This window comes from Streptomyces sp. NPDC104367, from assembly GCF_055583825.1.
Map to the genome: position 1 here is coordinate 105327 of NZ_JBVJND010000026.1, position 25215 is coordinate 130541.

At 71.8% G+C, this 25215-nt stretch carries 16 protein-coding genes and 1 pseudogene; 3 read left to right on the forward strand and 14 right to left on the reverse strand.

Annotation, left to right across the window (positions count from 1 at the left end; genetic code table 11):
- Positions 1-12: 12 nt before the first annotated feature.
- From ACZ619_RS32630 to ACZ619_RS32680, 11 genes are all read right to left on the reverse strand, one after another.
- Complete coding sequence (locus ACZ619_RS32630; protein ID WP_469606616.1) at positions 13-1227, reverse strand: glycosyltransferase family 2 protein; 1215 nt, start codon at positions 1225-1227, stop codon at positions 13-15.
- Positions 1228-1556: 329 nt separating this feature from the next.
- Positions 1557-3668: a hypothetical protein gene (locus ACZ619_RS32635; RefSeq protein ID WP_469606618.1), complete on the reverse strand. Its 2112-nt coding sequence runs from the start codon at positions 3666-3668 to the stop codon at positions 1557-1559.
- 152 nt (positions 3669-3820) lie between these two features.
- Positions 3821-5320 (reverse strand): D-ribitol-5-phosphate cytidylyltransferase, encoded by a 1500-nt coding sequence (locus ACZ619_RS32640; RefSeq protein ID WP_469606620.1) that lies wholly within the window; start codon positions 5318-5320, stop codon positions 3821-3823.
- A gap of 288 nt (positions 5321-5608) precedes the next feature.
- Entirely contained in the window at positions 5609-6829 is a 1221-nt protein-coding gene (locus ACZ619_RS32645) for a hypothetical protein (RefSeq protein ID WP_469606623.1), read from the reverse strand.
- Between the two features lie 115 nt (positions 6830-6944).
- On the reverse strand, positions 6945-8495 hold the full coding sequence (locus ACZ619_RS32650; RefSeq protein ID WP_469606625.1) for an alkaline phosphatase D family protein: 1551 nt from the start codon (positions 8493-8495) through the stop codon (positions 6945-6947).
- A 368-nt stretch (positions 8496-8863) separates the two neighbouring features.
- A complete protein-coding gene (gene obgE / locus ACZ619_RS32655; protein ID WP_469606627.1) occupies positions 8864-10303 on the reverse strand; it encodes a GTPase ObgE in 1440 nt (479 codons plus the stop codon).
- A 128-nt stretch (positions 10304-10431) separates the two neighbouring features.
- Entirely contained in the window at positions 10432-10689 is a 258-nt protein-coding gene (rpmA, locus tag ACZ619_RS32660; RefSeq protein WP_363168531.1) for a 50S ribosomal protein L27, read from the reverse strand.
- Between the two features lie 14 nt (positions 10690-10703).
- Positions 10704-11024 (reverse strand): 50S ribosomal protein L21, encoded by a 321-nt coding sequence (rplU, locus tag ACZ619_RS32665; RefSeq protein ID WP_469606629.1) that lies wholly within the window; start codon positions 11022-11024, stop codon positions 10704-10706.
- Between the two features lie 269 nt (positions 11025-11293).
- Positions 11294-15451 (reverse strand): Rne/Rng family ribonuclease, encoded by a 4158-nt coding sequence (locus tag ACZ619_RS32670; protein WP_469606632.1) that lies wholly within the window; start codon positions 15449-15451, stop codon positions 11294-11296.
- A 276-nt stretch (positions 15452-15727) separates the two neighbouring features.
- Positions 15728-16492: a TIGR03936 family radical SAM-associated protein gene (locus ACZ619_RS32675; RefSeq protein WP_469606634.1), complete on the reverse strand. Its 765-nt coding sequence runs from the start codon at positions 16490-16492 to the stop codon at positions 15728-15730.
- Positions 16493-16647: 155 nt separating this feature from the next.
- Positions 16648-17484, reverse strand: a complete 837-nt coding sequence (locus ACZ619_RS32680; RefSeq protein WP_469606636.1) for a hypothetical protein — start codon at positions 17482-17484, stop codon at positions 16648-16650.
- A 161-nt stretch (positions 17485-17645) separates the two neighbouring features.
- On the opposite strand from ACZ619_RS32680, the gene ACZ619_RS32685 reads away from it, so the two are divergent.
- Positions 17646-17993, forward strand: a complete 348-nt coding sequence (locus ACZ619_RS32685; RefSeq protein ID WP_469606638.1) for a DUF805 domain-containing protein — start codon at positions 17646-17648, stop codon at positions 17991-17993.
- An 84-nt stretch (positions 17994-18077) separates the two neighbouring features.
- Here the strand turns inward: ACZ619_RS32685 and ACZ619_RS32690 are convergent, their stop codons facing one another.
- Complete coding sequence (locus ACZ619_RS32690) at positions 18078-18542, reverse strand: hypothetical protein (protein ID WP_469606640.1); 465 nt, start codon at positions 18540-18542, stop codon at positions 18078-18080.
- Positions 18543-18814: 272 nt separating this feature from the next.
- Between ACZ619_RS32690 and ACZ619_RS32695 the strand changes: the two genes are divergently transcribed.
- Positions 18815-19249 (forward strand): SHOCT domain-containing protein, encoded by a 435-nt coding sequence (locus tag ACZ619_RS32695; RefSeq protein WP_469606643.1) that lies wholly within the window; start codon positions 18815-18817, stop codon positions 19247-19249.
- Positions 19242-20663, forward strand: coding sequence for a diacylglycerol/lipid kinase family protein (locus ACZ619_RS32700; protein WP_469606644.1), 1422 nt, complete (start codon positions 19242-19244; stop codon positions 20661-20663). The genes ACZ619_RS32695 and ACZ619_RS32700 overlap by 8 nt, the downstream gene beginning before the upstream one ends.
- 21 nt (positions 20664-20684) lie before the next feature.
- Here ACZ619_RS32700 and ACZ619_RS32705 read toward each other — a convergent pair.
- Positions 20685-22435 (reverse strand): annotated as a pseudogene (locus tag ACZ619_RS32705) (SulP family inorganic anion transporter).
- A gap of 30 nt (positions 22436-22465) precedes the next feature.
- Positions 22466-25195, reverse strand: a complete 2730-nt coding sequence (locus ACZ619_RS32710; RefSeq protein WP_469606646.1) for a cation-translocating P-type ATPase — start codon at positions 25193-25195, stop codon at positions 22466-22468.
- Positions 25196-25215 lie beyond the last annotated feature (20 nt).

Here is a 25215-nt window from a genome sequence, read left to right on the forward strand (position 1 = left end):
GTTCGCGCCCGGTCAGGCCGCCGCCGCTTTCACTCCCCGTGCCGGCAGGGAGCGCCGGACCCTGCGCAGGGCGCGCCGCAGGAACGTGTTGGCGGCTTCCTCGCGGTAGCCCGCGACCGCGCGGGCCTCGCGGGGTTCGGCGAGGTAGACCCAGTCGGGGACGCCGGCCGCCTTGGAGCGGAAGTGCGGATAGGAGAAGTAGACGCAGGTGCCGCGCTTCTCCAGGATCGCGCCGGCCTGCTTCTTGGCGCGTACGGCCTCGATGACCTCGGGGAGGAGTTCGGGACGCCGTACGGCGACCAGGTGCAGCCGGAGCCGTTCGTGGACGAGGAGCCGGCGGGCCACCTCGGGGTTCCAATAGGTGTCCATGATCGGCTTCGCCAGCTCCATCTTGTGCCAGCGCACGTCGTCGGAGTCCTTGAGGAACTTGGGGCCGAACTGCGGGAGCAGGGTGACCTTGAACGGCCGCACCATGAGCATGTCGCGCCGCGGGCCCACCGGGACCATTTCGGAGATCAGGTTCATCAGGGCGCGCGCGGAGTCGAAACGGAGCGTGTAGCTGCCGCTCTTGGTGACGTGCTTTCCGTCCTCGCGGCCGACCAGGTAGTAGCACGGGTAGTCGGCGACCACGGAGACGCCGTCGGCGCGGAGATAGGCCTCCATGGTGAACAGCGCGTCCTCGCCGGTCCGCAGGGACTCGTCGAAGCGCATGTCGTGCCGTTCCAGCAGGGAGCGGCGGAAGAGTTTCTGGGCGCTGAGCGCGAACTTGATGTTGGAGGAGAAGACGTCGGTACGGTCGAGCGTCCTGCCCCACATGGACTGCGGGGGTTTGCGGTTGATCCCTTCGACCTTGCCGAGGACGACGTCGGTGCTGTTCTTGTCGGCCATGGCGATCATGCGCTGCAGGGCCTCGGGGCCGAGCCGGTCGTCGGCGTCCAGGAAGAACACGTAGCGTCCGGTGGCCTTGGTGAGGCCGACGTTGCGCGGGCCGCTGGGGCCGCCGGAGTTCTCCTGGTGGATCACGGTCACCGGCATGGCGGCGCGGCCCGCGAACTCCTCGAGGTACTCCCCCGTGCCGTCGGCCGACCCGTCGTCGACGGCGATGACCTCCATGCGTGCCGGGTCGAGGGTCTGCCTCTCGACGGAGGCCAGGCATTCGACGAGATACGGCATCGCCTCGTACGCCCCGATGATGACGGTCACATCAGGCTGCGCAACGACGGTCACGTTTCCCCCTAGTCAATGGTGCGTTCCCCCTGCGTTCCCCAGAATCGCAACCCGTTAGATGGCCGAGCGGCGCGACCGGTTGCCTTGGAGCGCGCGCTCAGTGATCCACCTCACACGGCGAACGGACAGATAGGTGATGTACGGCGGGTTACGCCGGACAGTACGGACGCGCGGTAAGAGGAACTCATCGCGGAAGACGAAGCGTGAGTAAGAGAAACGGCACTAATCGCTAAGCAGAGGTAAGAGGACGCGTCGGAAACGAAACGCCGAACGGGCTCGGTCCCGGGGAGGAATCCCCGGGACCGAGCCCGTTCGCGTGGGTGCGGGTGTCAGCCGGCGGTCGCGCCCTCCGCCTCGCCTGCGGCCGTCCGCGGCTTGCCGGGCAGCGCCTCGGCGAGTTCGGCGGCCTCGCCGTCGTCGACGGCGATCCGGGCGTCCTGGCCCAGGTTGCGGGTCTCGGACTTGCGGGCGAGCGCGGACACCGCGCCGTTGAACTGCTGAATGGAGGTCGGCTCGTCCGGTCCCAGCAGGTACCGCTTGAGCTCGTCGCGTTCCGTGGCCAGCGGATCGGCCGAGGGGTCGCGTACGGCGTCCAGCAGGCCGCCCAGTTCCCTGGCGCTGTTGGAGAGGATCACGGCGGCGCGTACGGCGGTGTTCTGCCGCTTGAACTCCTCCACGCCGAGTTCCGCGGAGTCGGTGACGGCGTACGGCTTGCCGCTGGCGATGAAGTCGGAGACCACGCTGGAGATGTCGGAGACCATCGCGTCGGAGACGTTGAAGCAGTCGTACAGGCGCGGTTCGGCGCCGGTGACGACGGCGTGCTGGTACGCCGGCAGGGACTGCCAGTGGGCGTCGTTCCACTCGGCGCGCAGCCGGGCTATCTCCTCGTGCTTCTTCAGGTCGACGACGTCGTCCCGGCTGGCCTCGGCCTCGTCGCGCCGCTCGTTGCCGGTGCCGGTGAGTTCGGCCAGGCGGGTCTCGATGCGGGTCAGCTCGGCCTTCGCGGCCGCCTGGGCGGCCGTGTCGACGGTGAACCGGGAGTCGGTGGCGCGGTCGGCCGCGGCCTTCTCCACGAGGGCGGTGACGCGCCGGTGAGCGGCGCCCGCCTCGGCGCTGACGGTGCCGGTGAAGGGGTGCGGCTTGTAGAGGACGCGGACCGGCGGGTCGGCCTTGACCAGCTTCTTGACGATGTTCTCGCCGGCGAGCACGAGGGAGGTGTTGCCGGGGTTGCCGTCCCAGCCCTCCCAAGTGGGCGCGTAGAGGACGGTGGGGATACGGCCGTCGGGCACGCCCTGCCAGGACTGGATGGGCGCGAGCTGCGGGCGGCCGACCTCGACGATGTCGTCGTCGCGGACACCGACGTCGGCTATGGCGTAGCGGTCGCGGCCCGCGCGGCCGGCGGTCCACACCTCGTCGTAGACCTTGCTGAACGGGTTCACGCTGGCCAGCTTGTCGCTGTCGCCGTGGCCGATGAAGACGTGCTTCATGGTGGGGACGCGCAGCAGGTGGATGTTCTTGCCGACATTGGCGGCATAGAGGGCGACGCGGACCGCGGAGAGGTCCATGTTCATCAGGTGCACACCGCCGGGCACGCAGATGACCGGGACCGTGGTCGGGGCGAGGCTCTGCAGGATGACCCGCTCGCGCAGCAGGACCAGCGGGCGGGACTCCAGCTGTTCCATGGTCTCCAGCCACATGTTGACCTGGTAGGCGGAGTCCTTGGAGCCGGAGAAGTACAGGACGGTGCCGGGCTTGTACTCGGCGAGCCAGTCGTCGACGGCGGCCAGTACGGTGTCGGCGTCCGGTGGGGTCTTGCGACCGCGCACGTACGGCACGAGCACCAGCACGTACAGGGAGCCGAGGCCGAGGGTGAGGGCGATGCCGACGATCGCGGCGGCGGCGCTGTCGGTGGTCGCCGAGACCAGCAGGCCGACGACGGCCGCCAGGTCGAGGTGGAGCATCTTCTCGGCGGAGCGGTCGAGCAGGCCCTGGGGCGGGGCGTCCGGGATGTTGATGCGGGACTTCAGGTCGACGTTACGGGTGGCGACCGGCATCCTGCGGCGGTTGCGGATCAGCTGGACCAGTGCGCCGTGCGGGGCCTGCAGGCCGTAGAAGGCTATGAAGCAGGCGATCGCGCCATAGAAGAGCAGATTGTCCGAGAGGTCCATGCGGGCCAGCAGCAGGATCAGCAGGAGCTGCCGGATCAGGAAGCGGATCGACAGACCGGCCCGGACCTTGCTGAGGCGGCTGACTAGGTAGCTGCCTTGCCGGTGCAGGTAGTGGTCCGCCAGGTACGTGACTGCGGCCGCGGCCGCGAAGGCGTAAACGCTCGGGACGAGCGCGGCGATCATGAGCACCGGGAAGCCCAGGACCATGAGTGCCGCCGCGGCCAGCTCGGCCGCGCTGCCCACCCGGGCGACGCGAATAGCGGTGGATATCACGGAGAACCTTTTGCTGACAAAAAGGCCTGAATTTGACCTTGCGGACGATCTGGGAGGTTGTCGATCTGGGATTTACGGGTTCAGGCCCCTGTGATTGCTCCGCGAACGCGCAGCCACAGAGGCCTGAATAACAGATGACTAATGGATCCCGATTATGCCACGCCGTCCTGTCGGTCCAGGACACTGGCCAGCGCCTGCTCGAAGCCCGAGGCCTGGCCGGCGGAGGCCGTCGGGTCCTGCTGGCGGACGTCGATGACATGGCCGGTGAGCTCGGAGAGCAGCACGTCGAGGGAGGTGCGGGCGACGGCCTCGGAGGAGAGCAGCGAGCCGGTGGGCTCCTGGCCGAAGGCCTTGGTGCGCATCGGGGTGGCGGTGCGCTCGGGGTTGATGCAGTTGACCCGGATGGAGTCGCCGGCCCACTCGTCGGACAGGGCCTGGGTGAGGTTCACCATGGCGGCCTTGGTCGAGGAGTAGAGGCTGTACTCGGCGCGGCCGCGGGTGTAGCTGCTGGAGGTGTAGAGGAGCAGTTGGCCCTTGGTCTCGGCGAGGTACTTGTAGCTGGAGCGGGCGATCTGCACCGGGGCCAGGTAGTTGACCTTCAGCGCCTCTTCGATGGTGGCGTTGTCGGTCTCGGCGAGCTTGCCGATGCGCAGCACGCCCGCCGTGTTGACGACGTAGTCGATCCGGCCGGTCTCGGCGTACGCCTTGGAGAGCGCGTCGTCGACCTCCTCCGGGTTCTCCACGTGGGTGCCGGTGGTGGAGCGGCCGAGGGCGTAGACGCTGGCGCCGTAGGACTCGGCGAGTTCGGCGATGTCCTTGCCGATGCCGTACGAGCCGCCGAAGATCACCACGGTCTTGCCGGTGAGCAGCTCGCGGTAGGCCTCCTCGCCGTTCTGCTCGGGGGCCGCCGTGGAGGCGAGCTGGAAGAGCTTGTCGGCGATGAAGACGTCGACGGGCTGGGTGACCTTCATGTTGTACTCGTCGCCCGCGACGACGTGGATCGGCACGTCCGGCAGGTACTTGAGGACGACGGAGCAGTCGTCGGTGGCCTGGAAGTTGGGGTCGCCGTCGGCGACCTCGTAGGCGCGCTTGATCGTGGAGAGCTTGAACGCCTGCGGGGTCTGGCCGCGGCGCAGCCGGGCGCGGTCCGGGATCTCGGTGATGAACTCGCCGTCCTCACCGTGGGTGCGGGTGACGATGATGGTGTCCGCGGACGGGATGGCGACGTCGACGGCCTGGTAGCGCTCCAGCGCGGCGACGCAGTCGTCGATGACGCGCCGGGAGAGCAGGGGGCGGACGGCGTCGTGGAAGAGGACGTTGAGGTCCTCACCGACGGCCAGGCCCTCGCCGAGGGCCGTGATGGCGCGCTCGGTGGTCTCGTTCCGCGTGCTGCCGCCCTCGATCACCTTCTTGACCTTGGTGAGCCCGGCCTTGGCGACGATCTTCTCGATGTCGGGGACATAGCCGGGCGCCATCAGCACGATGATGTCGTCGATCGAGTCGGCCTTCTCGAAGGTGGCCAGGGTGTGCTCGATGACTGCCTTGCCGGCGATCTTCAGCAGCTGCTTGGGGATCGACAGACCCACCCGCTGGCCGGTGCCACCGGCCAGGATCACTGCGGTGGTTCGGGGCTTGGCTATGTGCTGGGACACAGGTGACCTACCTTGGGGCATCAGGGAACCAGGAAATGGTCCCACTTCCGGTAACCGCTGTGCAAGATGAGCGCCGTCCACCACATATGTGCTCGCAACCTTTCATTCACCTTGCGTCGCTGGTGATGGGCGGCACCCCGTCGGACCTTCGCGGAAGTTCCATGAATTTGCTGTGAGTAACCGCACAGGGCATTCCGATTGCTGTGAGTGACGCGCCGCACGTCTCAGGAGCACTACGCCCTGAGACGCGGACGGCTTAGCAGGGCTAAGCCGTCCGGTCTCGGCGTCTCAGCCTCGTCGCAGCTTCTTGAGACATCGGTGCCCCAGGACCTTCACCAGTTCCTTGGACGAGGTCTGGTGGACCGTGCGGGACTTCGGCTCGGCGGTGTGGCGCACCGGCGCGGCGGCGGCCGCGGCGAGCGCGCCGTACAGCGCCTGGGCGGCGGTCTCCGGTGCAATGCGGGCCTCGTCGGTGGGCGGTCCCGGCTGCCTGGGGATGGCGGGCAGGGCGGAGAGCAGGGCCGGGTCGCCGATGACGCGGACGCCCATGGCGTCGATGCGCTCGACCATCTCGGCGCCGATGCGGCCGGCGGCCTCGACGGCCCAGTCGGGGGTGGAGATCTTCACGTCATCGGCGGCAGGGCTGCACGAGTTCTTCATATGCATGACCGCGCCGTTGCGGACGAGCTTGGAATAGAGCTCGTCGGGCAGTCCATTGCCGCGGAATTCGACATTGAGCTTTCGCAGCATTTCGGTCTCGGCGAGGGTGAGGGAGCGGTTCGCCGTGTCCGGAACGGGCTGGAGGAGTTCCTCGGGCAGTCCGAGCAGCTCCTCGAAGGTGCGCATCAGGCCGTCGCGGTCGCGGTCGTCGACCACGACGACGGTGACACGGTCCGGGCCGACCGCGCGGACCCAGCGTTCGACGAGCCGGTCGTGGCGGTGCCGGCGCCAGAAGCTGGGGTTGGGCTTCTCGTAGGGGGCCTTGCGCAGCATGTGGTCCAGCCAGTCCTCGTAGCCCATGCGCAGTCCGTTCTGGACGTACTGCTGCCACTGCGAGGGCATGATCTTGGCGATGGGCCTCAGGGTGACGAGGACGTGGACGCGTTCGCCGCCGAGCTGTTCGACGATCCGGGCGATGGCCTCGTCGTCGGGGGCGTCGGCGAAGAACTCGCTGCTGATCACGGAGGTACGGGAGCCGGTGGCCTCGACCTGCTTGAGAAGCCGCGTCCAGTGCTTCTCGGTGGGGACGGTGTCGCCCATCATCGCGGGCCTGGCGCAGGCGGCGAGGGCGGCTTCCATCGGGTGCCGGCTGGTGGCCGGGAACTCCACGCCGTACTCGGGCAGCTTGTCCTTAGCGGCGAAGAGGGCGCCCTGGATGGCCGTGGTGCCGGTTTTGTGTGGTCCGATGTGCAGCAGGCGGGTGCCGGCCGGCAAGGCGGCTATGGGACCGATGGGGCCTATCGGGGCGTTGTTCACCGGGGCTTCGCCTCTCGTACAGTCCGTCTCCATGGTTAACGGAAGGTAAGACTTGCACCTTAGGTTCACCTGAGAGAAGCCTGGGACACAGATGAGTCCCAGGCTCCCGTTAACACAGACTTCATGTTCGACGCGCCCGCTTCGCGGCTTACATCACATTTACTCCCGGTTCGTTCGCCTCGACGCGCAGAGTGGCGAGAGTGCTCGCGGTGGCCTGTGGCGACACGACCGTGTCGACCACGCGCACGTGCGCGTCGATGCCGTCGTGGCGGATGTCGAAGAGGTGGTAGCCACGGTGGGCGTCGATGAGCTTCCAGTGCGGGTTGTCGGCCTTCAGCGGGTCCCACTGGGTGTGGAAGGCGGCCTGGTCCTGGTCACCGTTGCTGGAGATGGAGGTGCCGACGAACTCGGCGCCGACGACGTCCGAGGAGGGGTCGGCGAAGTCCTTCTTCAGGTCGCTGACCATGGTCAGATGGCGGTCGCCGCTGAGCACGACGGGGTTGCGGACCGAGGCGAACTCGTCGAGGAGGGCGTTGCGCTCGACCTGGTAGCCGTCCCAGGCGTCGTAGTACCAGAGCTTTCCGTCGCCGGGCAGGATGTCGGTCTCGGCCATCGTGATCTGCGAGGCGACGAGGTTCCAGCGGGCCGGTGAGCCGTGCAGTCCGTCGAGCAGCCACTGTTTCTGTCCGGCGCCGAGCATGGTGAGCGAGGGGTCCTCGGCGGCGGCCTGGCTGGTGACCTGGTCGCTGCGGAACTGCCGGGTGTCGAGGACGTTGAGCCGGGCGAGGCGGCCGAACTCCAGACGGCGGTACATCTGGATGTGCGGCCCGTTGGGGACGGCGGTGGCGCGGACCGGCATGTGCTCGTAGTAGGCCTGGAAGGCGGCGGTCAGCCGGGCCGCGAACGCGTCGTGGGACTGCTTCGCCGGGTCCTGGGGGATCTCGCCGGCCCAGTCGTTGTCGACCTCGTGGTCGTCGAAGGTGACCACCCAGGGCGCGTTCGCGTGCATCGCGGCGAGGTCGGGGTCGCTGCGGTACTGGGCGTAGCGGTTGCGGTACTGGACCAGGGTGTACGGCTCCCCGGTGCCCTCGTGGCGGCGCGGCCCGGCCGAGGACGGTGTGGACTCGTAGATGTAGTCGCCGACGAAGAGGACGACGTCGGGGTCCTGGGCGAGCATGTCGGCGTACGGGGTGAAGTAGCCGTGCTGCCAGTTCTGGCAGGAGGCCAGGGCCACACGCAGGGAGCCGCCCCTGGCGTGCGGGTGGGGGGCGGTGCGGGTGCGGCCGACCGGGGAGAGGCGGCCGCCGGCGCGAAAGCGGTACCAGTAGGAACGGCCGGGGCGCAGTCCCCGTACATCGACGTGAACGCTGTGTCCGTACTCGGGCCGGGCGTGGGCGGTGCCCCGGCGGACGACCTTGCGCAGGCGTTCGTCCTCGGCGATCTCCCAGGCCACGGGGACGACTTCGTCGGGCATGCCGCCGCCGTCGAGGGGTTCGGGGGCGAGCCGGGTCCAGAGCACGATGCCGTCGGGGAGCGGGTCGCCGGAGGCGACGCCGAGGCTGAACACGCCCTCGGGCAGCGGGGAGTCGGCGGCCTGGGCGGTGGCGGGCAGCCAGAGCTGGGCGGACGCGGCGGCGCCCAGGACGGCGGCACCGGCGGTCAGAAAGCGGCGTCGGTCGGGCGATGGCGTTCCGGTCATGCGCGGACTCCCTTGCCACAGTGGCCTCTTGGTCGGTCTGACCTTCGGAAGCTCCCACGGCAGGACGGTCCGCCCGCTGAACACGGACATGCGCGTGCATGACAAATAGGCAGACAACAGAAGACCCGTCGCGACCAGGAACGGGTCCTGGCCACAACGGGTCTGACGGTAGATCAGCCGCCCTCGGCGGCCGGGGAGGCGGACGGCCCCGCCGTCCCCCGGCCCAGCCGGACAGACCGGCCCAGGCCCACCTGGGCAGACCGGCCCAGGCCCAGCCGGGCGGACGGAACACCGGCCCCTTCAGACCAGACGGACCGAGCCCCGGCCCGCCGCCTCCGGAAACCCAGCCCCGGCCCACCGCCCCCGGTCTACTCGAACGGGTCGAAGTCCTCGTACTCGCCCAGGGCCTCGTCCCGCTCGGCCTGCCGGTCGCGGCGGCGCTGCACGGCGGGCCGCTGCTCCTCGAAGCGGTGGTCCTCGCCGCGCCGGCCGAGCATCTCGGCGCCGGACATCATGGTCGGCTCCCAGTCGAAGACGACGGCGTTGTCCTCGGGGCCGATGGCGACGCCGTCGCCGGAGCGGGCACCCGCCTTCATCAGCTTCTCCTCGACGCCGAGGCGGTTGAGGCGGTCGGCGAGGTAGCCGACGGCCTCGTCGTTGTTGAAGTCGGTCTGGCGGACCCAGCGTTCGGGCTTCTCGCCGCGCACCCGGAAGAGGCCGTCGTCCTCCTGGGTGACGGTGAAGCCGGCGTCGTCGACGGCCTTGGGCCGGATGACGATGCGGGTCGCCTCCTCCTTGGGCTTGGCGGCACGGGCCTTGCCGACCAGCTCGCCGAGGGCGAAGGTCAGCTCGCGCAGGCCGGTGTGGGCGACCGCCGACACCTCGAAGACGCGGTAGCCGCGGGCCTCCAGGTCGGGGCGGACCATCTCGGCGAGGTCCTTGCCGTCCGGGACGTCGATCTTGTTGAGGACGACGATCCGGGGCCGGTCGCCGAGGCCGCCGTACTGCTTGAGCTCCTCCTCGATGACGTCGAGGTCGGAGACGGGGTCGCGCTCGGACTCCAGGGTGGCGGTGTCCAGGACGTGCACGAGGACGCTGCAGCGCTCGACGTGGCGCAGGAACTCCAGGCCGAGGCCCTTGCCCTGGCTGGCGCCGGGGATGAGGCCGGGCACGTCGGCGATGGTGTAGACGGTGGAACCGGCGGTCACCACACCGAGGTTGGGGACCAGGGTGGTGAACGGGTAGTCGGCGATCTTCGGCTTGGCCGCGGACAGCACGGAGATCAGCGAGGACTTGCCGGCGCTCGGGTAGCCGACGAGGGCGACGTCGGCGACGGTCTTCAGCTCCAGGACGATGTCCTGGAGGTCGCCGGGCTCGCCGAGCAGGGCGAAGCCGGGGGCCTTGCGGCGGGCGCTGGCGAGGGCCGCGTTGCCGAGGCCGCCGCGGCCGCCCTGGGCGGCGATGTAGGAGGTGCCGTGGCCGACGAGGTCGGCGAGGACGTTGCCCGCCTTGTCGAGGACGACGGTGCCGTCGGGGACCGGGAGGACCAGGTCCTGGCCGTCCTTGCCCGCGCGGTTGCCGCCCTCGCCGGGCTTGCCGTTGGTGGCCTTGCGGTGCGGGGAGTGGTGGTAGTCGAGGAGCGTCGTCACCGACTGGTCGACGGTCAGGATGACGTCGCCGCCTCGGCCGCCGTTGCCGCCGTCGGGGCCGCCGAGCGGCTTGAACTTCTCCCGGTGCACGGAGGCGCAGCCGTGGCCTCCGTTACCCGCGGCGATGTGCAGCTCGACGCGGTCCACGAAGGTGGTCATGGTGCTGTGCCTCCAGATACTTGCGGGGTATTTCCTATGTCAACACGCGAAAGGCGGACCCGCCTTCCCGACCGGGAAGTGAGGTCCGCCTCGCGAAACGTTCGGTCTGAGCCGTGGAGTCAGAGGACTCAGGCAGCGACCGGAACGATGTTCACGACCTTGCGGCCACGGTGGGTGCCGAACTGCACCGAACCGGCCTCGAGCGCGAACAGCGTGTCGTCGCCACCGCGGCCGACGCCCGCGCCCGGGTGGAAGTGGGTGCCACGCTGGCGGACCAGGATCTCACCCGCGTTGACGACCTGACCGCCGAAGCGCTTCACGCCGAGCCGCTGGGCATTGGAGTCGCGACCGTTCCGGGTGGACGATGCGCCCTTCTTGTGTGCCATCTGTTCTCAGTCCCTTACTTCGCAGCCGTGGGGATCTCAGTGACCTTGATCGCCGTGTACTGCTGGCGGTGGCCCTGGCGACGGCGGTAACCGGTCTTGTTCTTGTAGCGCAGAATGTCGATCTTCTGGCCCTTGTGGTGGTCCACGATCTCAGCCTGGACCTTGATGCCGGCCAGCACCCACGGGTCGCTGGTCACGGCGTCGCCGTCGACAACGAGCAGGGTCGAGAGCTCGACCGTGTCGCCAACCTTGGCGGTGGAAATCTTGTCAACCTCAACGATGTCGCCGACAGCAACCTTGTGCTGGCGACCACCGCTGCGCACGATGGCGTACACGCGGATCTCACTCTCTCGCTCGGGAACGGCACCCCCGAAGTCCAGCCGCCCCGCGAACGCGGGCAGCCTCTCCGGAACACCGTGTGCTCCGAAGGAAGAGGTTTACGGGGATGTGGCGCGTCCTCATATCCATGGACACGCCGACGGTCAAGGTTACGGGGCGGTGGCCGAGGGGGTCAAACCGGGCCCCCAGGATGTGGGGCCGGTCACTCGGAGCGGGCCCCGGGGTGTGCGGGGCCGGTCGCGCGGACCGGCCCCGCACCCGGGCGTCAGCCCTCGTCGGCGGCGGTGGCGACCGTGGTGGTCTTCTTCGCCGTCGACTTGGCGGCGGCCGTCTTGGCGGTCTTGACCGCCTTCTTGGCCGTCGTCGTCTTCTTCGCGACCGTCTTCTTGGCAGCGGTCTTCTTGGCGGCCGTCTTCTTCGCCGGGGCCTTCTTGGCGGCCGTCTTACGGGCCGTCTTCTTGGCCGGAGCGGCCTCCTCGGAGACCTCCTCGGCGGCCTCCCCGACAACGGCCTCCTCGGTAGCGGCCACAGCCTCCGACGGCTCCGCCGGTGCCGCCGGCGTCTCCGCCGACGGGACGACCACGACGGCCGTCTCCTCGGGCGCGGTCGGCGCGGTGGCCTTGCGCACCGCGCGGCGGCGCGGGCGGGCCGGAGCGGCGGGCTCGGCCGCCTCGGCGACCGGCTCCGGCTCCTCCACGGCGGCGGGCGCGGCGGGCGCGGTCTCGACGACGGTCACCACGGCCGTCTCGGCCCCCGCGGGGGACCCGGCGGGCGCCGACACCTTCCGGGTCGCGCGACGACGCGTACGGCCCTTGGGCGCGGCCTCCTCGGCGGCCTGGGCCACCTCGGTCACCTCGGCCTCCGGGGTCTCGACCACCGGGTCCTCGACGGCGACCGGCTCGGTGTGCGCCTCGGCGGCGGGCACCACCACGGCCGTCTCCACGGCTTCCACGGTCTCCACGGCCGCGGCCGCCTCGGCGGCTTCGGCGTCGGCGGCCTGGCGTGCCGCGCGGCGTTCCCTGGGCGTCCCGGCCGGAGCCGAGGCACGGCGGCCCGCCCGGCGGCGGGTACGGCCGCGGCCGACCGCGGCCTCCGCCTCGGCGACGCTGCTGTACAGCTCCTCGTCGGGCGCGAAGTCGGGCGCGGCGAGCGCGACCGGCTCGGCGGCCTCGGCCGCGACCTCCGCCGCCGTCTCGACCGCGTGGACGGCCTCGGCGTGCTCGACGGCCCCGTCGGCCACGACGTCGTGCGTCTCGTGGGTGCCGTGGGTCTCGTGCGTGTCGTGGTCGTGCCCGTCGCCGCCGCGCCCGCGCTTCTTGCGCTTGCCGCCGCCACCGCCGCCGGAGCTGGGCTGCTCCATGTGGACGATGACGCCGCGGCCGTTGCAGTGCACGCAGGTCTCGGAGAACGACTCCAGCAGGCCCTGGCCGACCCGCTTGCGGGTCATCTGGACGAGGCCCAGCGAGGTCACCTCGGCGACCTGGTGCTTGGTGCGGTCGCGCCCGAGGCATTCGAGCAGGCGCCGCAGCACCAGGTCCCGGTTGGACTCCAGGACCATGTCGATGAAGTCGATGACGATGATGCCGCCGAGGTCGCGCAGCCGCAGCTGGCGCACGATCTCCTCGGCCGCCTCCAGGTTGTTCCTGGTCACCGTCTCTTCGAGGTTGCCGCCCTGGCCGGTGAACTTGCCGGTGTTGACGTCGACGACGACCATCGCCTCGGTCCGGTCGATGACCAGCGAACCACCGCTCGGCAGCCAGACCTTGCGGTCCAGGGCCTTGGCGAGCTGCTCGTCGATCCGGTAGGTGGCGAAGACGTCGACCTCGGAGGTCCACTTCGACAGCCGGCCGGCGAGGTCGGGGGCGACGTGCGAGACGTAGCCGTGGACGGTCTCCCAGGCGTCGTCGCCGCTGACGACGACCTTGGTGAAGTCCTCGTTGAAGATGTCGCGGACGACCCGGACGGTCATGTCCGGCTCGCCGTACAGCAGCGTCGGGGCGTTGCCGTTCTTCGACTTCTTCTGGATCTCCTCCCACTGCGCCTGGAGCCGTTCGACGTCGCGGCGCAGCTCGTCCTCGCTCGCGCCCTCGGCGGCGGTGCGCACGATGACGCCCGCGTCCTCGGGGACGATCTTCTTGAGGATGGTCTTCAGCCGGGCGCGCTCGGTGTCGGGCAGCTTGCGGCTGATGCCGGTCATCGAGCCCTCGGGGACGTACACGAGGTAGCGGCCGGGGAGGGAGACCTGGCTGGTCAGGCGGGCGCCCTTGTGTCCGATCGGGTCCTTGGTGACCTGGACGAGGACGGACTGGCCGGACTTCAGGGCGGCCTCGATGCGGCGCGGCCCGTTGGCCATGCCGAGCGCCTCGAAGTTGACCTCACCGGCGTACAGGACGGCGTTGCGGCCCTTGCCGATGTCGATGAAGGCGGCCTCCATGGACGGCAGCACGTTCTGGACCTTGCCCAGGTAGACGTTGCCGACGTACGAGGTGGCCTGTTCCTTGTTGACGTAGTGCTCGACGAGGACGCCGTCCTCCAGGACGCCGATCTGGGTGCGGTCGCCGTGCTGGCGGACGACCATCACGCGCTCGACGGCCTCGCGGCGGGCGAGGAACTCGGCCTCGGTGATGATCGGGACGCGGCGGCGGCCCTGCTCGCGGCCCTCGCGGCGACGCTGCTTCTTCGCCTCCAGGCGGGTCGAGCCCTTGATGGACTGGACCTCGTCGGACGGCTCGGAGGGCTTGCGGGGCTCGCGGACCTTGACGACGGTGCGCTCGGGGTCGTTCTCGTCGGGCTCGGTGTCGGTGGAGGCGTCCCCGGCGCGGCGACGGCGACGGCGGCGACGGCGGCTGCTGGAGGAGGAGCCGGCGGAGTCGTCGGCGTGGCCGTCGTCCTCCTCGTCCTCGTCGTCGTGCTCGGCGGCGTCCTCGTCGGCGTGGTCGGCGGACGGCTCGTCGGAGTCGGCGCCGTCGTCGACGGCGTCACCGCGGCGGCGGCGACGGCCACCCCGGCGGCGACGGCGGCGGGAGCCGGCCTCCTCGGCCTCGTCCTCGCCCTCGTGGACGTCCTCGACGGAGTCGTCCGGCTCCTCGGTCTCGTCCTCGGCGGCGGCCTCGGTGACCGGGGCCTCCTCGACGGCACCGCGGCGACGGCGACGGCGGCGCGAGCCGGCCTCGGCCTGCTCGGTCTGCTCGGCGGGCTCGGCCGCGAGGGCCGGGGCGGGCGCGGAGGCGGTGACGGGCGCGGCGGACGCCGCCGTCCCGGTCTCCTCGGCCTCCTCGGCCTCTTCGGGCTCCGCGGCGGCGGCCGAGGCGGCGGCCTCGGCGGCGGCCTCGGCGGCGGCCCGCTGGAGGGTCTGGAACTTCGGCTCGGTGAACACGGGCGCCTGGAACACGGCCACGGCGGGCCGTGCGGGACGGCGCTGCGAGTCGTCCTCGGCCGCGGCGGCCCGCGAGGCGGGCTCGGAGAACCCGCCGGCGGCCTGCCGGACGACCCGGCGACGGCCACGGCGCGGGGCCTCGGCGACGTCCTCGGTCTCCGCGGCGGGCGCGGCGGCGGGCTCGGCCTGGGGCTCCACGGCGGCGGGAGCCGCCGCGGGGGCCTCGGGGGCGGCCGTCTCGGGTGCGGACACCCGGCGGGTCGCGCGGCGCCGCGTGCGCGGAGCGGGCGCGGCCTCCTCGACGGACTCGGCGGGCTCGGCGGCTTCGGCGGCGGCCACGGCCTGCGGGGCCTCGGCCGTCTCGGCGGTGGGCGCGGCCGGGGTCTCCTCGGCGGCGGCCGGCGCGGACACCCTGCGGGTGGCACGGCGGCGGGTACGCGGCGCGGGCGCGGCCTCCTCGACGGCCTGGACGGCCTCGGCGGCCGCTACGGCCTCAGGGGTCTCGGCGGGCGCGGGCGTCTCGGTGACGACGACGGCCGCCGTCTCCTGCGCGGCGGCGGGGGCACCGGCGGGCGCGGCGGCCCGGCGGGTGGCACGGCGGCGCGTACGCGGCGCGGGCGCGGCCTCCGCTTCCCCGGTCTCGACGGCCTCGTCCTCGGCGCTCTCGACAGCGGCCGTGGTCTCGGCGGGTTCGGTGACGGCGGCGGGCGCGACCGTCTCGGCGGCCTCGGCAGCAGCCGGGGCTCCGGCGGGCGCGGACGCCCGGCGGGTGGCACGGCGGCGCGTACGCGGCGCGGGCGCGGCCTCCGCTTCCCCGGTCTCGACGGCCTCGTCCTCGGCGCTCTCGACGGCCTCGGAGGTCTTGGCGGTCTCGTCCGTGAGTTCGGCGGCCTCGGCTGCCGGTACGGCCGGTCCGGTGGTCTCGGCCACGGCCTCGGTGGGCGGTCCCGCGGGGCGGGACGCGGCACGGCGACGCCTGCGCGGCGGCAGGGTGTCGCTGGGGGTGTTCTGTTCGGAGCCCTCGGTGGGCTCGGTCGGTTCGAGCATGCGGGCGTTTCTCCCGTCAGGCTCCCGGGCGCCGCGCCTGGTCCGGCGTCGATCGAGTCGAGCGATCACCGGTGACGTCCGCGGCTCGCGCGGTGCGCGGTGCCGCCGTGTGGGGCGCGGGCGCCGCACAGGAGCTCTCTGTGTCCTGTCTCGCCGGTTCCGTATGCCTTGTCGCGTACGGCCTGGCGAAAGTCTTCTGGTCGGTGCGCTGCCCGACCCAGGTGGCTCCCGAGTACGAGGGCTGCGCTACGACGTCCGTCCTTCGCGGGACCTTCCTTACGCCGGCGCCGTCGCGGCGGCAGGCGGTTCGGCCTTCGAGAGGGCCTCCGCTGCCTCGCGGTCGGGCGCGAGCGGGTCGGTCACCGTGCCGGTCTCTTCATCGAACAGCCCCTGCGCCAGCCTGGTCACCGCTGCGGGGACCGGCGGCGCCAGGTCGGCCACGGCGCGGAGACCGGACAGGACGTCGTCGGGTCGAACGGCAGGCGTCACGTGCCGAACAACCAGCCGCAGTATCGCACAGGGCTGGTCGGTCGGCCTATCAGCCGTTTCACTCTGTGTTTCGAGTTGTGCGACCGCGGGGCGGGCGTCGAAGGTCCGCAGGCCGTTCTTGGTGGTGCGCTGGACCTCGACCGTCGCGGCGGCGGTGAACGCGGTGACGGCCCGTTCGGCCTCCGTCGGGGTCACGCCGGCCAGCCGCAGCTCCCACACGGAGGCGGTGAGCCGGTCGGCGAGGCCGGAGGTGTGGACCTCGACCGCGTCGACGATGTCGAGCCCGGGGGGCAGGGACTCGTCGAGGAGGGCGCGCAGCCGCTCCGGGTCGCGGGGCGCGGTGAGCGCGATCTCCAGGTACTCGGCCTCGCTGCCGGTGCCGGTGGGTGCGGCATTGGCGTACGACACCTTCGGGTGCGGTGTGAACCCCGCCGAGTAGGCCATGGGCACCTCGGCGCGGCGCAGCGCACGCTCGAAGGCGCGCTGGAAGTCACGGTGGCTGGTGAACCGGAGGCGGCCGCGCTTGGTGTAGCGCAGTCGGATGCGCTGCACCGCGGGTGCGGGCGGCGGGCCTTCGGGCTGTCGCTTGCCCAGTGTCGTCAGTCCTTCGGGATTCTCGTGGTTCTCATGAGGCTCATGCCGGTGTTCGTGCTCTTGCGCGGCCGTACGGCACCGGGCCGTACGGCCGCGCACCGCTTTCCATCAAGCTATCCGTCAAGAGTACGTGTGTCGCGGCCGACGGGTTCCCGGCGGTCGTCGGCGGTGGGGCGCGCCGGTGCGCCGAGGAGAGCGCGGCGCAGGTCCGCGCGGGCCTGTCCGACGGCGCGGCCGATGGTGCGTGCCGCGCGGCCGACGGCGCGGGCGGCCTCGGCCGCGGGACGCAGCACGAGGTCGCGCAGGACGTGTCCGACCGGGGTGAGGACGGTGCGGTAGAGCCAGGCCGCGGGTTCCAGGAAGATCCACCGGAAGAGGGTCCCGAGCACCCGTCCGACGGCGCGGGAGACGTGTCCGGCGACCCGCCAGGCGTGGGCGAGGGCGGTGCCGGTCTCGCGCAGGACGACGGCGAGGACCCGGCCCACGGGGGCGAGGATCCAGCGCCGGAGCGCGACGGCGGGCAGGACGAGGAGCACGCGCGCGAGCCGGTACAGGCCGGCGGCCAGTGCGCCGAGGAGCCGGGCCAGGGCGCGCGCGACCGGGGTGAGGAGCCACAGCAGGGCGTGGCCGACCGGGGTGAGCACGCGCGCGTGGAGCCACACGAGGAACCGCCCGAGGGCGTGGCCGAGCGGGGTCAGCAGGTGGCGGTACAGCCGGACCGACGGAACGACGAGGAGGGTGTGCAGGAGCATGCCGACGGCACGGCCGGCCGGGGCGAGGAGGCTGCGCCACAGGAAGCGGGCGACGGCGGCGGCCGCGTCCCAGAGCAGGCGCAGCGGCAGCACCACCACGAACGCGACGACGCGGACGGGAATCCTGATCGCGACGACGAGGCATCCCTCGGGGTCCCGGCCGCGCGGCAGCTGTTGTGACTTTTTCTGCATGTCCATGTTCGCAAAGAGGCTACCGGGTGGTCCCGATCGTCACATTGATCACCGAACGGCAGCGACAAGGTAACGGTTGACCCGCGCACGCCAATCGGGATGGAACCGGCCACCCCGGCTTGATTTGCTGTAAGCCAATCGAGTCTTGATCCCCGGGGGGACGAGTAATGAACTGGTACGTGGACGTACTGAAGAAGTACGCGGTGTTCAACGGCCGTGCGCGTCGGCAGGAATACTGGATGTTCTTCCTGTTCAACCTGATCATCAGCATCGTGCTGGCGGTCGTCGGGCGGGTCATCGGGTTCGCCGCCCTCAGCTCCATCTACGCGCTCGCGGTGCTGCTGCCCGGTCTGGGCGTCGCGGTCCGCCGTCTGCACGACGTCGGCCGTTCCGGCTGGGCCATCCTGGTCGCCATCATCCCGCTGGTCGGCTGGATCATCGTGCTCGTGTGGCTGGCCTCCGAGGGCAAGCCGGAGGAGAACCAGTACGGCCCCAACCCGAAGTACGCGGGCTGAGTCAGGCACCGCATCACCGCGAAGGGCCCGCCGGATCCGTCCGGCGGGCCCTTCGCGTGTCCTGCGGGCCCTTCGTCCGTGCGGCTACCCGCCGGCCGACGAGCCCTTGTCGCGTTCGGTCTGCAGGTGCAGGACGAGGAAGAGGACGCGCAGCAGGTCGTCCGGGAGGCCGGTCCAGCCCTCGGGGAGCAGGACGCGGCGGGGGCGGGTACCGAGCCGGTCGTACTCCACGGCGAGCGGGCCGACGGTGCGGGCCCGGCCGCTGAGCCGCGGGTGCTCGATCGCGTACGGTCCGACGCGGCGCGGAAGACCGGCCCAGGCGGTGCAGTCGACGTCCCACGTACCGAAGGTCCTCGGCACGCTGCCCAGGCGGCCGTACCCGATCTCGGCGTCGCCGATCCTGCGCAGCCGGCTGCCGAGCATGTCGTACTCCAGCCGGTGCGGTCCGAGCGCCTGGGGCCTGCCGCTCCACCTGCCGTAGGTGAGCTCGGCGTCACCGACGGCACGGAGCCGTCCGCCCAGTCGGTCGTACCGCAGTTCCAGTTCCATGCCGTCAGCTCCCCCGCCGTCCGTCGGTGTCCGGTCCTCACGATTGTCCGGCGGGGTGGTCCCCCTTCCGTGGCGGCCGTGTCACGGTTTCGCCGCCACGCCGGCGCACGACCGGCACGCCGGCGCACGACCGGCGCGGGCAGGAGCGGGCGGGGACTGGCGGGGCGGGCGGGGTGCCTTCACCCGTGCCGGGTGAGGCGTTCCGGTGCCGGCCGTGGGCACGCTGGGACACGGGGAAATCCGCTCTCCGGAGCCGTGTTGGAGGGACGACCATGAGCCCGCAGACCTATCTGGCATACGACTACCCGCTGCTCAGCGCGTTCTGGACGATCCTGTGGATCGGCCTCTGGTTCATGTGGTTCTTCCTGCTGTTCAAGGTCGTCTTCGACATCTTCCGGGACGACGGCCTCAGCGGCTGGGGCAAGGCGGGCTGGCTGGTCTTCGTCGTCGTACTGCCGTTCCTCGGCGTCCTCGTCTACCTGATCGCCCGCGGCAAGGACATGGGCCGCCGCGAGATGGCGCAGGCCCAGGCGCGCCGGCGGGAGTTCGACACCTACGTCCGCGAGACCGCGGCCTCGCCCGCGCCCAGCAGCGCCGACCAGCTGGCGAAGCTGTCCGAGCTGCGGGCGCACGGCGACATCACGGAGGAGGAGTTCGCCCGCGCCAAGCAACTGGTCCTGAGCGGCGGCCGTGGCGGCGGTGCCTGACCGGCTGACGGTCGTCTCGTGGGCCCGGCTGGCCCTGCTCGCCCTGCTGGGCAGCGTGCTCGTGCTGCTGGTGACGGCCGGGCTGCGGAGCCTGCTGTGGGTGCTGGTCGCCATCGCCGCGGTGGCGGTGGCCGCGGTCGGCGTGTGGTGGGCGCTCGCGCACTCCGGGGCGCTGCGGATCACCGGGGCCCTGCTCGCTCTGGCGGCCCCGGTCACCGTCCTCGCCCTGTTCGCCGCGTACGACATGCTGGCGCCGGCTCTGCTCTCGCTGGTCCTGTGGCTGCTGTCGCTGGCGGCCGCGCGGATCGCGACCACACCGGACCGGCGGGCCACCGGACACCGTCCCGGCCCCACCCCGGTACCGCCGGCGCGGCAGCCGTGGGCGGTGATGAACCCGCGCTCCGGCGGCGGCAAGGTGGAGCGCTTCCGCCTCGCCGAGCGGGCGCGGGCCGCAGGTGTCCTGGTCGTCGTGCTGGACCCGGCGCACCCCCAGGACGTGGCCGAGCTGGCCCGGCGCGCGGTGGCCGACGGCGCGGACCTGCTGGCGGTCGCAGGCGGCGACGGCACGCAGGCGCTGGTCGCCGAGGTGGCGGCCGCCCACGACGTGCCGTTCGTGGTGATCCCGGCGGGCACCCGCAACCACTTCGCCCTCGACCTGGGGCTCGACCGGGACGACCCGGGGGCCGCCCTGGAAGCCTTCACGGACGCCGTCGAGTTCCGCGTCGACCTGGGGTTCGCCGCCGACCGGGTGTTCGTGAACAACGCGTCCTTCGGGACGTACGCGGCCGTGGTCGGCGATCCCGGCTACCGCGACGCGAAACTGCGCACCACCCTGCAGGCCCTGCCCGGTCTGCTCACCGGCCCCGACGCGCCCCGGCTGCGGATGCGCGCCGGGCACCGGCACACCGGGGGGCTTCAGGCCGTGCTCGTCAGCAACAACCCCTACCGGTCGGTGATCGACCCGGCCCGTCCCGGGCTGCGGGAGGGCCTCGACTCCGGCCGACTGGGCGTGCTGGCCGTACGCGTCGAGAGCTCCGCGCAGGCGGCCCAGGCGCTGACCGGCGACCCGAGGTCCACGGCCGTGACCCGGCTGACGGCCCACGAGGTCGCCGTCGACGCGGACACCGGCACGGCGACAGAGACCTCCGCCGTCCCGGCCGGTATCGACGGCGAGTCCGTGCTGCTGCCCGCGCCGGTGGTGTGCCGGATCTCCCCCGGTGCGCTGCGGGTCCGGGTCCCGCGCCACCGGCCGGGCACCCCGCCGAACCGGCCCCCGGCCGACTGGCACCGGGTCCTGCGGCTGGCGCTGACCCCACCGTGGCGGCGCACCGACGACCGGAGCACCGACGACCGGAGCACCGACGACGGGCGCGCCGACTCCGCCGACCCCGCCGGCGGCCGCCCGGCGGGGTGACAGCCGCTCGGCGACGGTCTTTCACGGGGCCGGTGGAGGCGTCCAGTGCGCGCCGGTCCGCTGCCGGAAGGCGGCGACGGCAGCGTCCAGGGTGGGGAAGAAGTGGCCGGGGTCGACGGTCCGGGTCAGTCCGTAGCGTTCGATCTTGCGCCGGACGGGGTCCTTGAGCTCGGCGAACACCAGGTGCACGCCCTCGGCGTTGAGGTCCGCGTCGAGTTCTTCGAGGACGTCGGAGGCGGTGGTGTCGACGTCGGTGACCGACTCCGCCGCGATCACGATCCAGGCCGGCCGCGGCTCGGCCCGGGCCAGCCGCAGCACGCCGTCGCGGAAGGTGCGGGCGTTGGCGAAGAACAGCGGCGCGGCGAACCGGTAGACGACCAGCCCGGGCAGCCGTTCCGCGTGCGGGTAGGACCGCACGTCGTGCAGCCCCTCCAGTCCCGGCACCCGGCCCAGCACGGTCTCGTACGGCCACCAGGCCCGCCGGAAGACGTCCAGCACCGACAGGGCGACGGCGAGCGCGATGCCCGGCAGCACGCCCAGCAGCGCGACCCCGGCGAACGCGGCCGTGCACAGCAGGAACTCGGCGCGCCGCTGCCGCCACAGCCGTACCACTGCGGGCACGTCGGCCAGGGACAGCGACGCGGTGATGACGACGGCGGCCAGCGCGGGCTGCGGAAGGTCGCGGAAGAGACCGGGCAGCAGCACCAGCATCAGGGTGATCAGTACGGCGCCCACCACGCCCGTCAGCTGGCTCCTGGCGCCGGCCCGCTCGGCGACGGCGGTGCGTGAACCGCTGGTGCTGACCGGGAAGCCCTGGAAGAGACCGGCGGCCAGGTTGGCGGCGCCGATGCCGGCCATCTCCTGGTTGCCGCGGACCTCCTGGCCGGTGCGGGCGGCGAACGCGGACGCGTTGGAGATCGTGTCGGCCAGCGACACCAGGGCGATGCCGAGGGCGCCGCCCGCCAGCGGGGCCAGGTCGCCGGGCCGGACGTCGGGGAGGGTGAGCGGCGGAAAGCCCTGCGGGAGCACGCCCACCAGGCCGACCCCGTGCGCGCCGAGGTCGAGGAGGGCCCGGCGGCGATCGCCAGGACCACCATGACCAGGACCGCGGGGACCTTCGGCAGCAGCCGCTGGAGCAGCAGGATCACCGCGATCCCGCCGATGCCCACGGCCGCCGCGGCCGGCACCACCGCGCCCGCGGCCAGTTGTTCGACCAGGCCCACGCACTCCCCCAGCAGGCTGTCCGCCTCCACCTGGAAGCCGAGCAGCTTGGGCAGCTGGCCGACCAGGATGGTCAGCGCCAGGCCGTTCATGTAGCCGATGGTGGTGGGCTTGGAGAGCAGGTCGGCGACGAAGCCGAGCCTGGCGACCGAGGCGAGGATCATCACGACGGCCACCATCAGCGCGAGCATCGAGCCGAGGGCGACCGCGCGGGCCGGGTCGCCGCCCGCTCCGGCGAGCGGCAGCACGGTCGCGGCGATCATCGGGCCGAGCGAGGAGTCGGGGCCGAGGACGAGGATCCGGGAGGGGCCGAACACCGCGTAGCCGAGCAGGCACAGGACGCTCGTGTAGAGGCCGGTGATCGGCGGCAGGCCCGCGAGTTCGGCGTAGGCCATGCCCTGCGGGACGAGGAGCGTGGTCAGGACGACGCCGGCGACCAGGTCCTTGGCCAGCCACGCGCGGCGGTAGGTCGACACGGCGCGCACCCCGGGGACGGACCGGGCGGCGCGGGCCGCCCGTAGCCCCAGCGCGGCAAGGTGACCGCTCGTCATCGGTGGCCGCCCCTCTGCCCGCGGCGCGCGTCAGGTCCGCGCGACGGGCCTGCCGTTCCAGCGGGCGAGGAACTTGCCGAGCTCCCACAGCAGGAGCAGCGCGAGCGCGGGGACCAGCGTCCAGGCGAACTGGGCCAGGTTCAGCTCGGTCGTGCCGAGCAGCCTGCGGAACACGTCCATCTGCGTGACCAGTACGGCGAGGACGAACTCGCCGAGCATGGCCCGGTTCATCTGCTTGCTGTCGAAGCTGGCGGTGGTCAGCACGGTGTCGCGTTCGCTGCGGCACTCCAGGGCGGCCACGATCAGGCAGAGCGCGAACGACGTGAACGCCATCGACTGGCCGATGCCGACGCTGCCGTAGCGGGAGGTGCCGAGTTCGATCAGGCAGAGCAGGCCGACGGTGATGGCGAGGCCGGACAGGCCGACGGTGAGCATCACGCCCCGGGAGAGCACATGGGCGCCGCGCGGGCGGGGCCGGCGGGCCATCAGACCGGGGCTCTGCCGGTCGAAGCCGAGCGCGAAGCCGAAGGCCGCGTTGACGAAGAAGTGGATCCACAGCACCTGTGCGGGGGTGAAGGGCTCCCCGGCGGCGATGTCGAAGAGGGTCGCGCCGAGGAACGTCAGCACGAACACCACGAGCAGGACGAGCACGAACCGGATGTACTTGGTGAGGTTGTCGTAGATCTTGCGGCCCTGTTCGACGGCATAGACGATCGTCGCGAAATTGTCGTCGGCGAGCACCAGCCGGCTCGCGTTCTTGGCGACCTCGGTGCCCGATCCCATGGCGATGCCGACGTCGGCCGCCTTGATGGCGGGGGCGTCGTTGACGCCGTCGCCGGTCATGGCGACGACCCGGTCCTTCTTCTTGAGGGTCTCGGCGAGCAGCACCTTGTGCTCGGGGGCGACGCGGCCGACGACGCCGATGCCGTCGATCCGGGCCAGCCGTTCGCTCTCCGGCAGGGCGGCGAAGTCCGCGCCGAGCATGGCCTCGCCCTCGATGCCGAGCCGGCGGGCGATGGCGGCGCCGGTGACGACGTCGTCGCCGGTGACCATGCGGACCCTGATGTGCGCGGCCTGGGCGGCGGCGACGGCGTCCCTGGACTCGGCGCGGGGCGGGTCGACCATCCCGACCAGACTGGTCATCTGGAGGTCGGTGACGTAGCCGAGCAGGTCGCCGTCCGGGTCGAAGGCCGCCGGGTCGAGGTCGCGGCGGGCGGCGGCCATCACCCTGAGGCCCTCGCCGCCCATCCGCTCGACGTGTTCCTGGGCGCGTCGGCGCAGCGTGTCGTCCCAGGGGACGGAGGTGCCCTGGCGCAGTGCGGTGGCGGCCCGTTCCATCATGGCGGGCGCGGCGCCCTTCACGAAGCAGCGCACGACGGGGCGGCCGCTCTCGTCGGTGGCCCGGTTGAAGGTGGCCATCAGTTTGTAGGCGGGGTCGAAGGGCAGGACGGCCAGCCGGGGCAGCCGCTCCCGGGTGGCGTCGACGTCCAGGCCGGCCTTGTGGCCGAGGACCAGCAGGGCGCCCTCGGTGGGGTCGCCGACGACCCTGCCGTCCACCAGCCGGGCGTCGTTGGCGACCAGGTAGGGCAGGATCGCGTCCGTCATGTCCGGGGAGCCGCCCACGGGGTGCTGGATGCGTCCTTCCAGGCCGTAGCCGGTGCCGGAGACGGTGTAGCGGTCACCGGGGTCGATGACCTCGACGGCGGTCATCTGGTTCATGGTGAGGGTGCCGGTCTTGTCGGAGTTGATCGCCGAGGTGAACCCCAGCGCCTCCACCGACGGCAGGTCCTTGACGATCGCCTGACGCCGGGACAGGTCGATGGCGCCGATGGACAGGATCGTCTGGGACACGGTGGGCAGGGCCTCGGGGATGGCGGCGATGGCCAGTGAGACGGCGCTGATGAACAGCGCGTCCCACGCCGTGCCGCGGCTGCGGCCGAGCACGAACATCAGGATCATCGTGACCCCGGCGGTGGCCGTGATCCACAGGGTGAGCCGGTCCATCTCCCGGGTAAGCGGCGAGGCCTCCCTCGGCGTGCTCGACAGCATGCCCGAGATCCGGCCGAGTTCGGTGTCCACGCCGGTGGCGGTGACCACCACGATGCCGCTGCCGTGGGTGACGGGGGTGTTCATGAACGCCATGTTGTGGCGTTCGCCGGGCGGCAGGTCGGTTCCGGTGACCGTGCCCGCCTCCTTCGCGGCCGGCACGCTCTCGCCGGTCAGCGCCGACTCGTCGATCTGGAGCGCGTTGGCGGCGACGATACGGCCGTCCGCCGGCACCTCGTCGCCCGCGGCGAGCAGCACCACGTCACCGGGTACGACCTGTTCGGCGGGGATCTTCGACTCGGTGCCGTCCCTGCGCACCCGGGCGGTCGCCTTCATCATCGACTTCAGCGCGTTCATGGCGCTGTCCGCCTTGCCCTCCTGGCGCATCCCGACGACCGCGTTGACGACGGTCAGGACGAGCAGCAGGACGCCGGTGCTCCACTCCCTGATGGCGAGCGAGACGACGGCGGCGCAGACGAGGACGATCTGCATGTAGCTGCGGTACTGGGCGAGATAACGGCGCCAGCCGGGCAGCGGCTTCTCCTCGGGCAGTGCGTTGGGGCCGTGCGTACGCAGCAGTTCCGCGGCCCGGTCGGCGGACAGTCCGGCGGCGGGGTCCACGTCGAACGCGGCGGCCACCTCCTGCGCCGGACGGGCGTACCACGTGCGGGCGTCGGCCGCCGGTTCCTGCGAGGCGTCTGTCTGCGCGGTCATGAAGGTGCCTCCGTTCCCTC

Excerpts from the sequence above, each read along its gene's own strand:
- ACZ619_RS32645 (WP_469606623.1), bottom strand. The coding sequence starts at position 6,829 with ATGGAGACGGACTGTACGAGAGGCGAAGCCCCGGTGAACAACGCCCCG.
- ACZ619_RS32650 (WP_469606625.1), bottom strand. The coding sequence starts at position 8,495 with ATGACCGGAACGCCATCGCCCGACCGACGCCGCTTTCTGACCGCCGGT.
- obgE (WP_469606627.1), bottom strand. The coding sequence starts at position 10,303 with ATGACCACCTTCGTGGACCGCGTCGAGCTGCACATCGCCGCGGGTAAC.
- rpmA (WP_363168531.1), bottom strand. The coding sequence starts at position 10,689 with ATGGCACACAAGAAGGGCGCATCGTCCACCCGGAACGGTCGCGACTCC.
- ACZ619_RS32670 (WP_469606632.1), bottom strand. The coding sequence starts at position 15,451 with ATGCTCGAACCGACCGAGCCCACCGAGGGCTCCGAACAGAACACCCCC.
- ACZ619_RS32680 (WP_469606636.1), bottom strand. The coding sequence starts at position 17,484 with ATGGACATGCAGAAAAAGTCACAACAGCTGCCGCGCGGCCGGGACCCC.
- ACZ619_RS32685 (WP_469606638.1), top strand. The coding sequence starts at position 17,646 with ATGAACTGGTACGTGGACGTACTGAAGAAGTACGCGGTGTTCAACGGC.
- ACZ619_RS32690 (WP_469606640.1), bottom strand. The coding sequence starts at position 18,542 with ATGGAACTGGAACTGCGGTACGACCGACTGGGCGGACGGCTCCGTGCC.
- ACZ619_RS32695 (WP_469606643.1), top strand. The coding sequence starts at position 18,815 with ATGAGCCCGCAGACCTATCTGGCATACGACTACCCGCTGCTCAGCGCG.
- ACZ619_RS32710 (WP_469606646.1), bottom strand. The coding sequence starts at position 25,195 with ATGACCGCGCAGACAGACGCCTCGCAGGAACCGGCGGCCGACGCCCGC.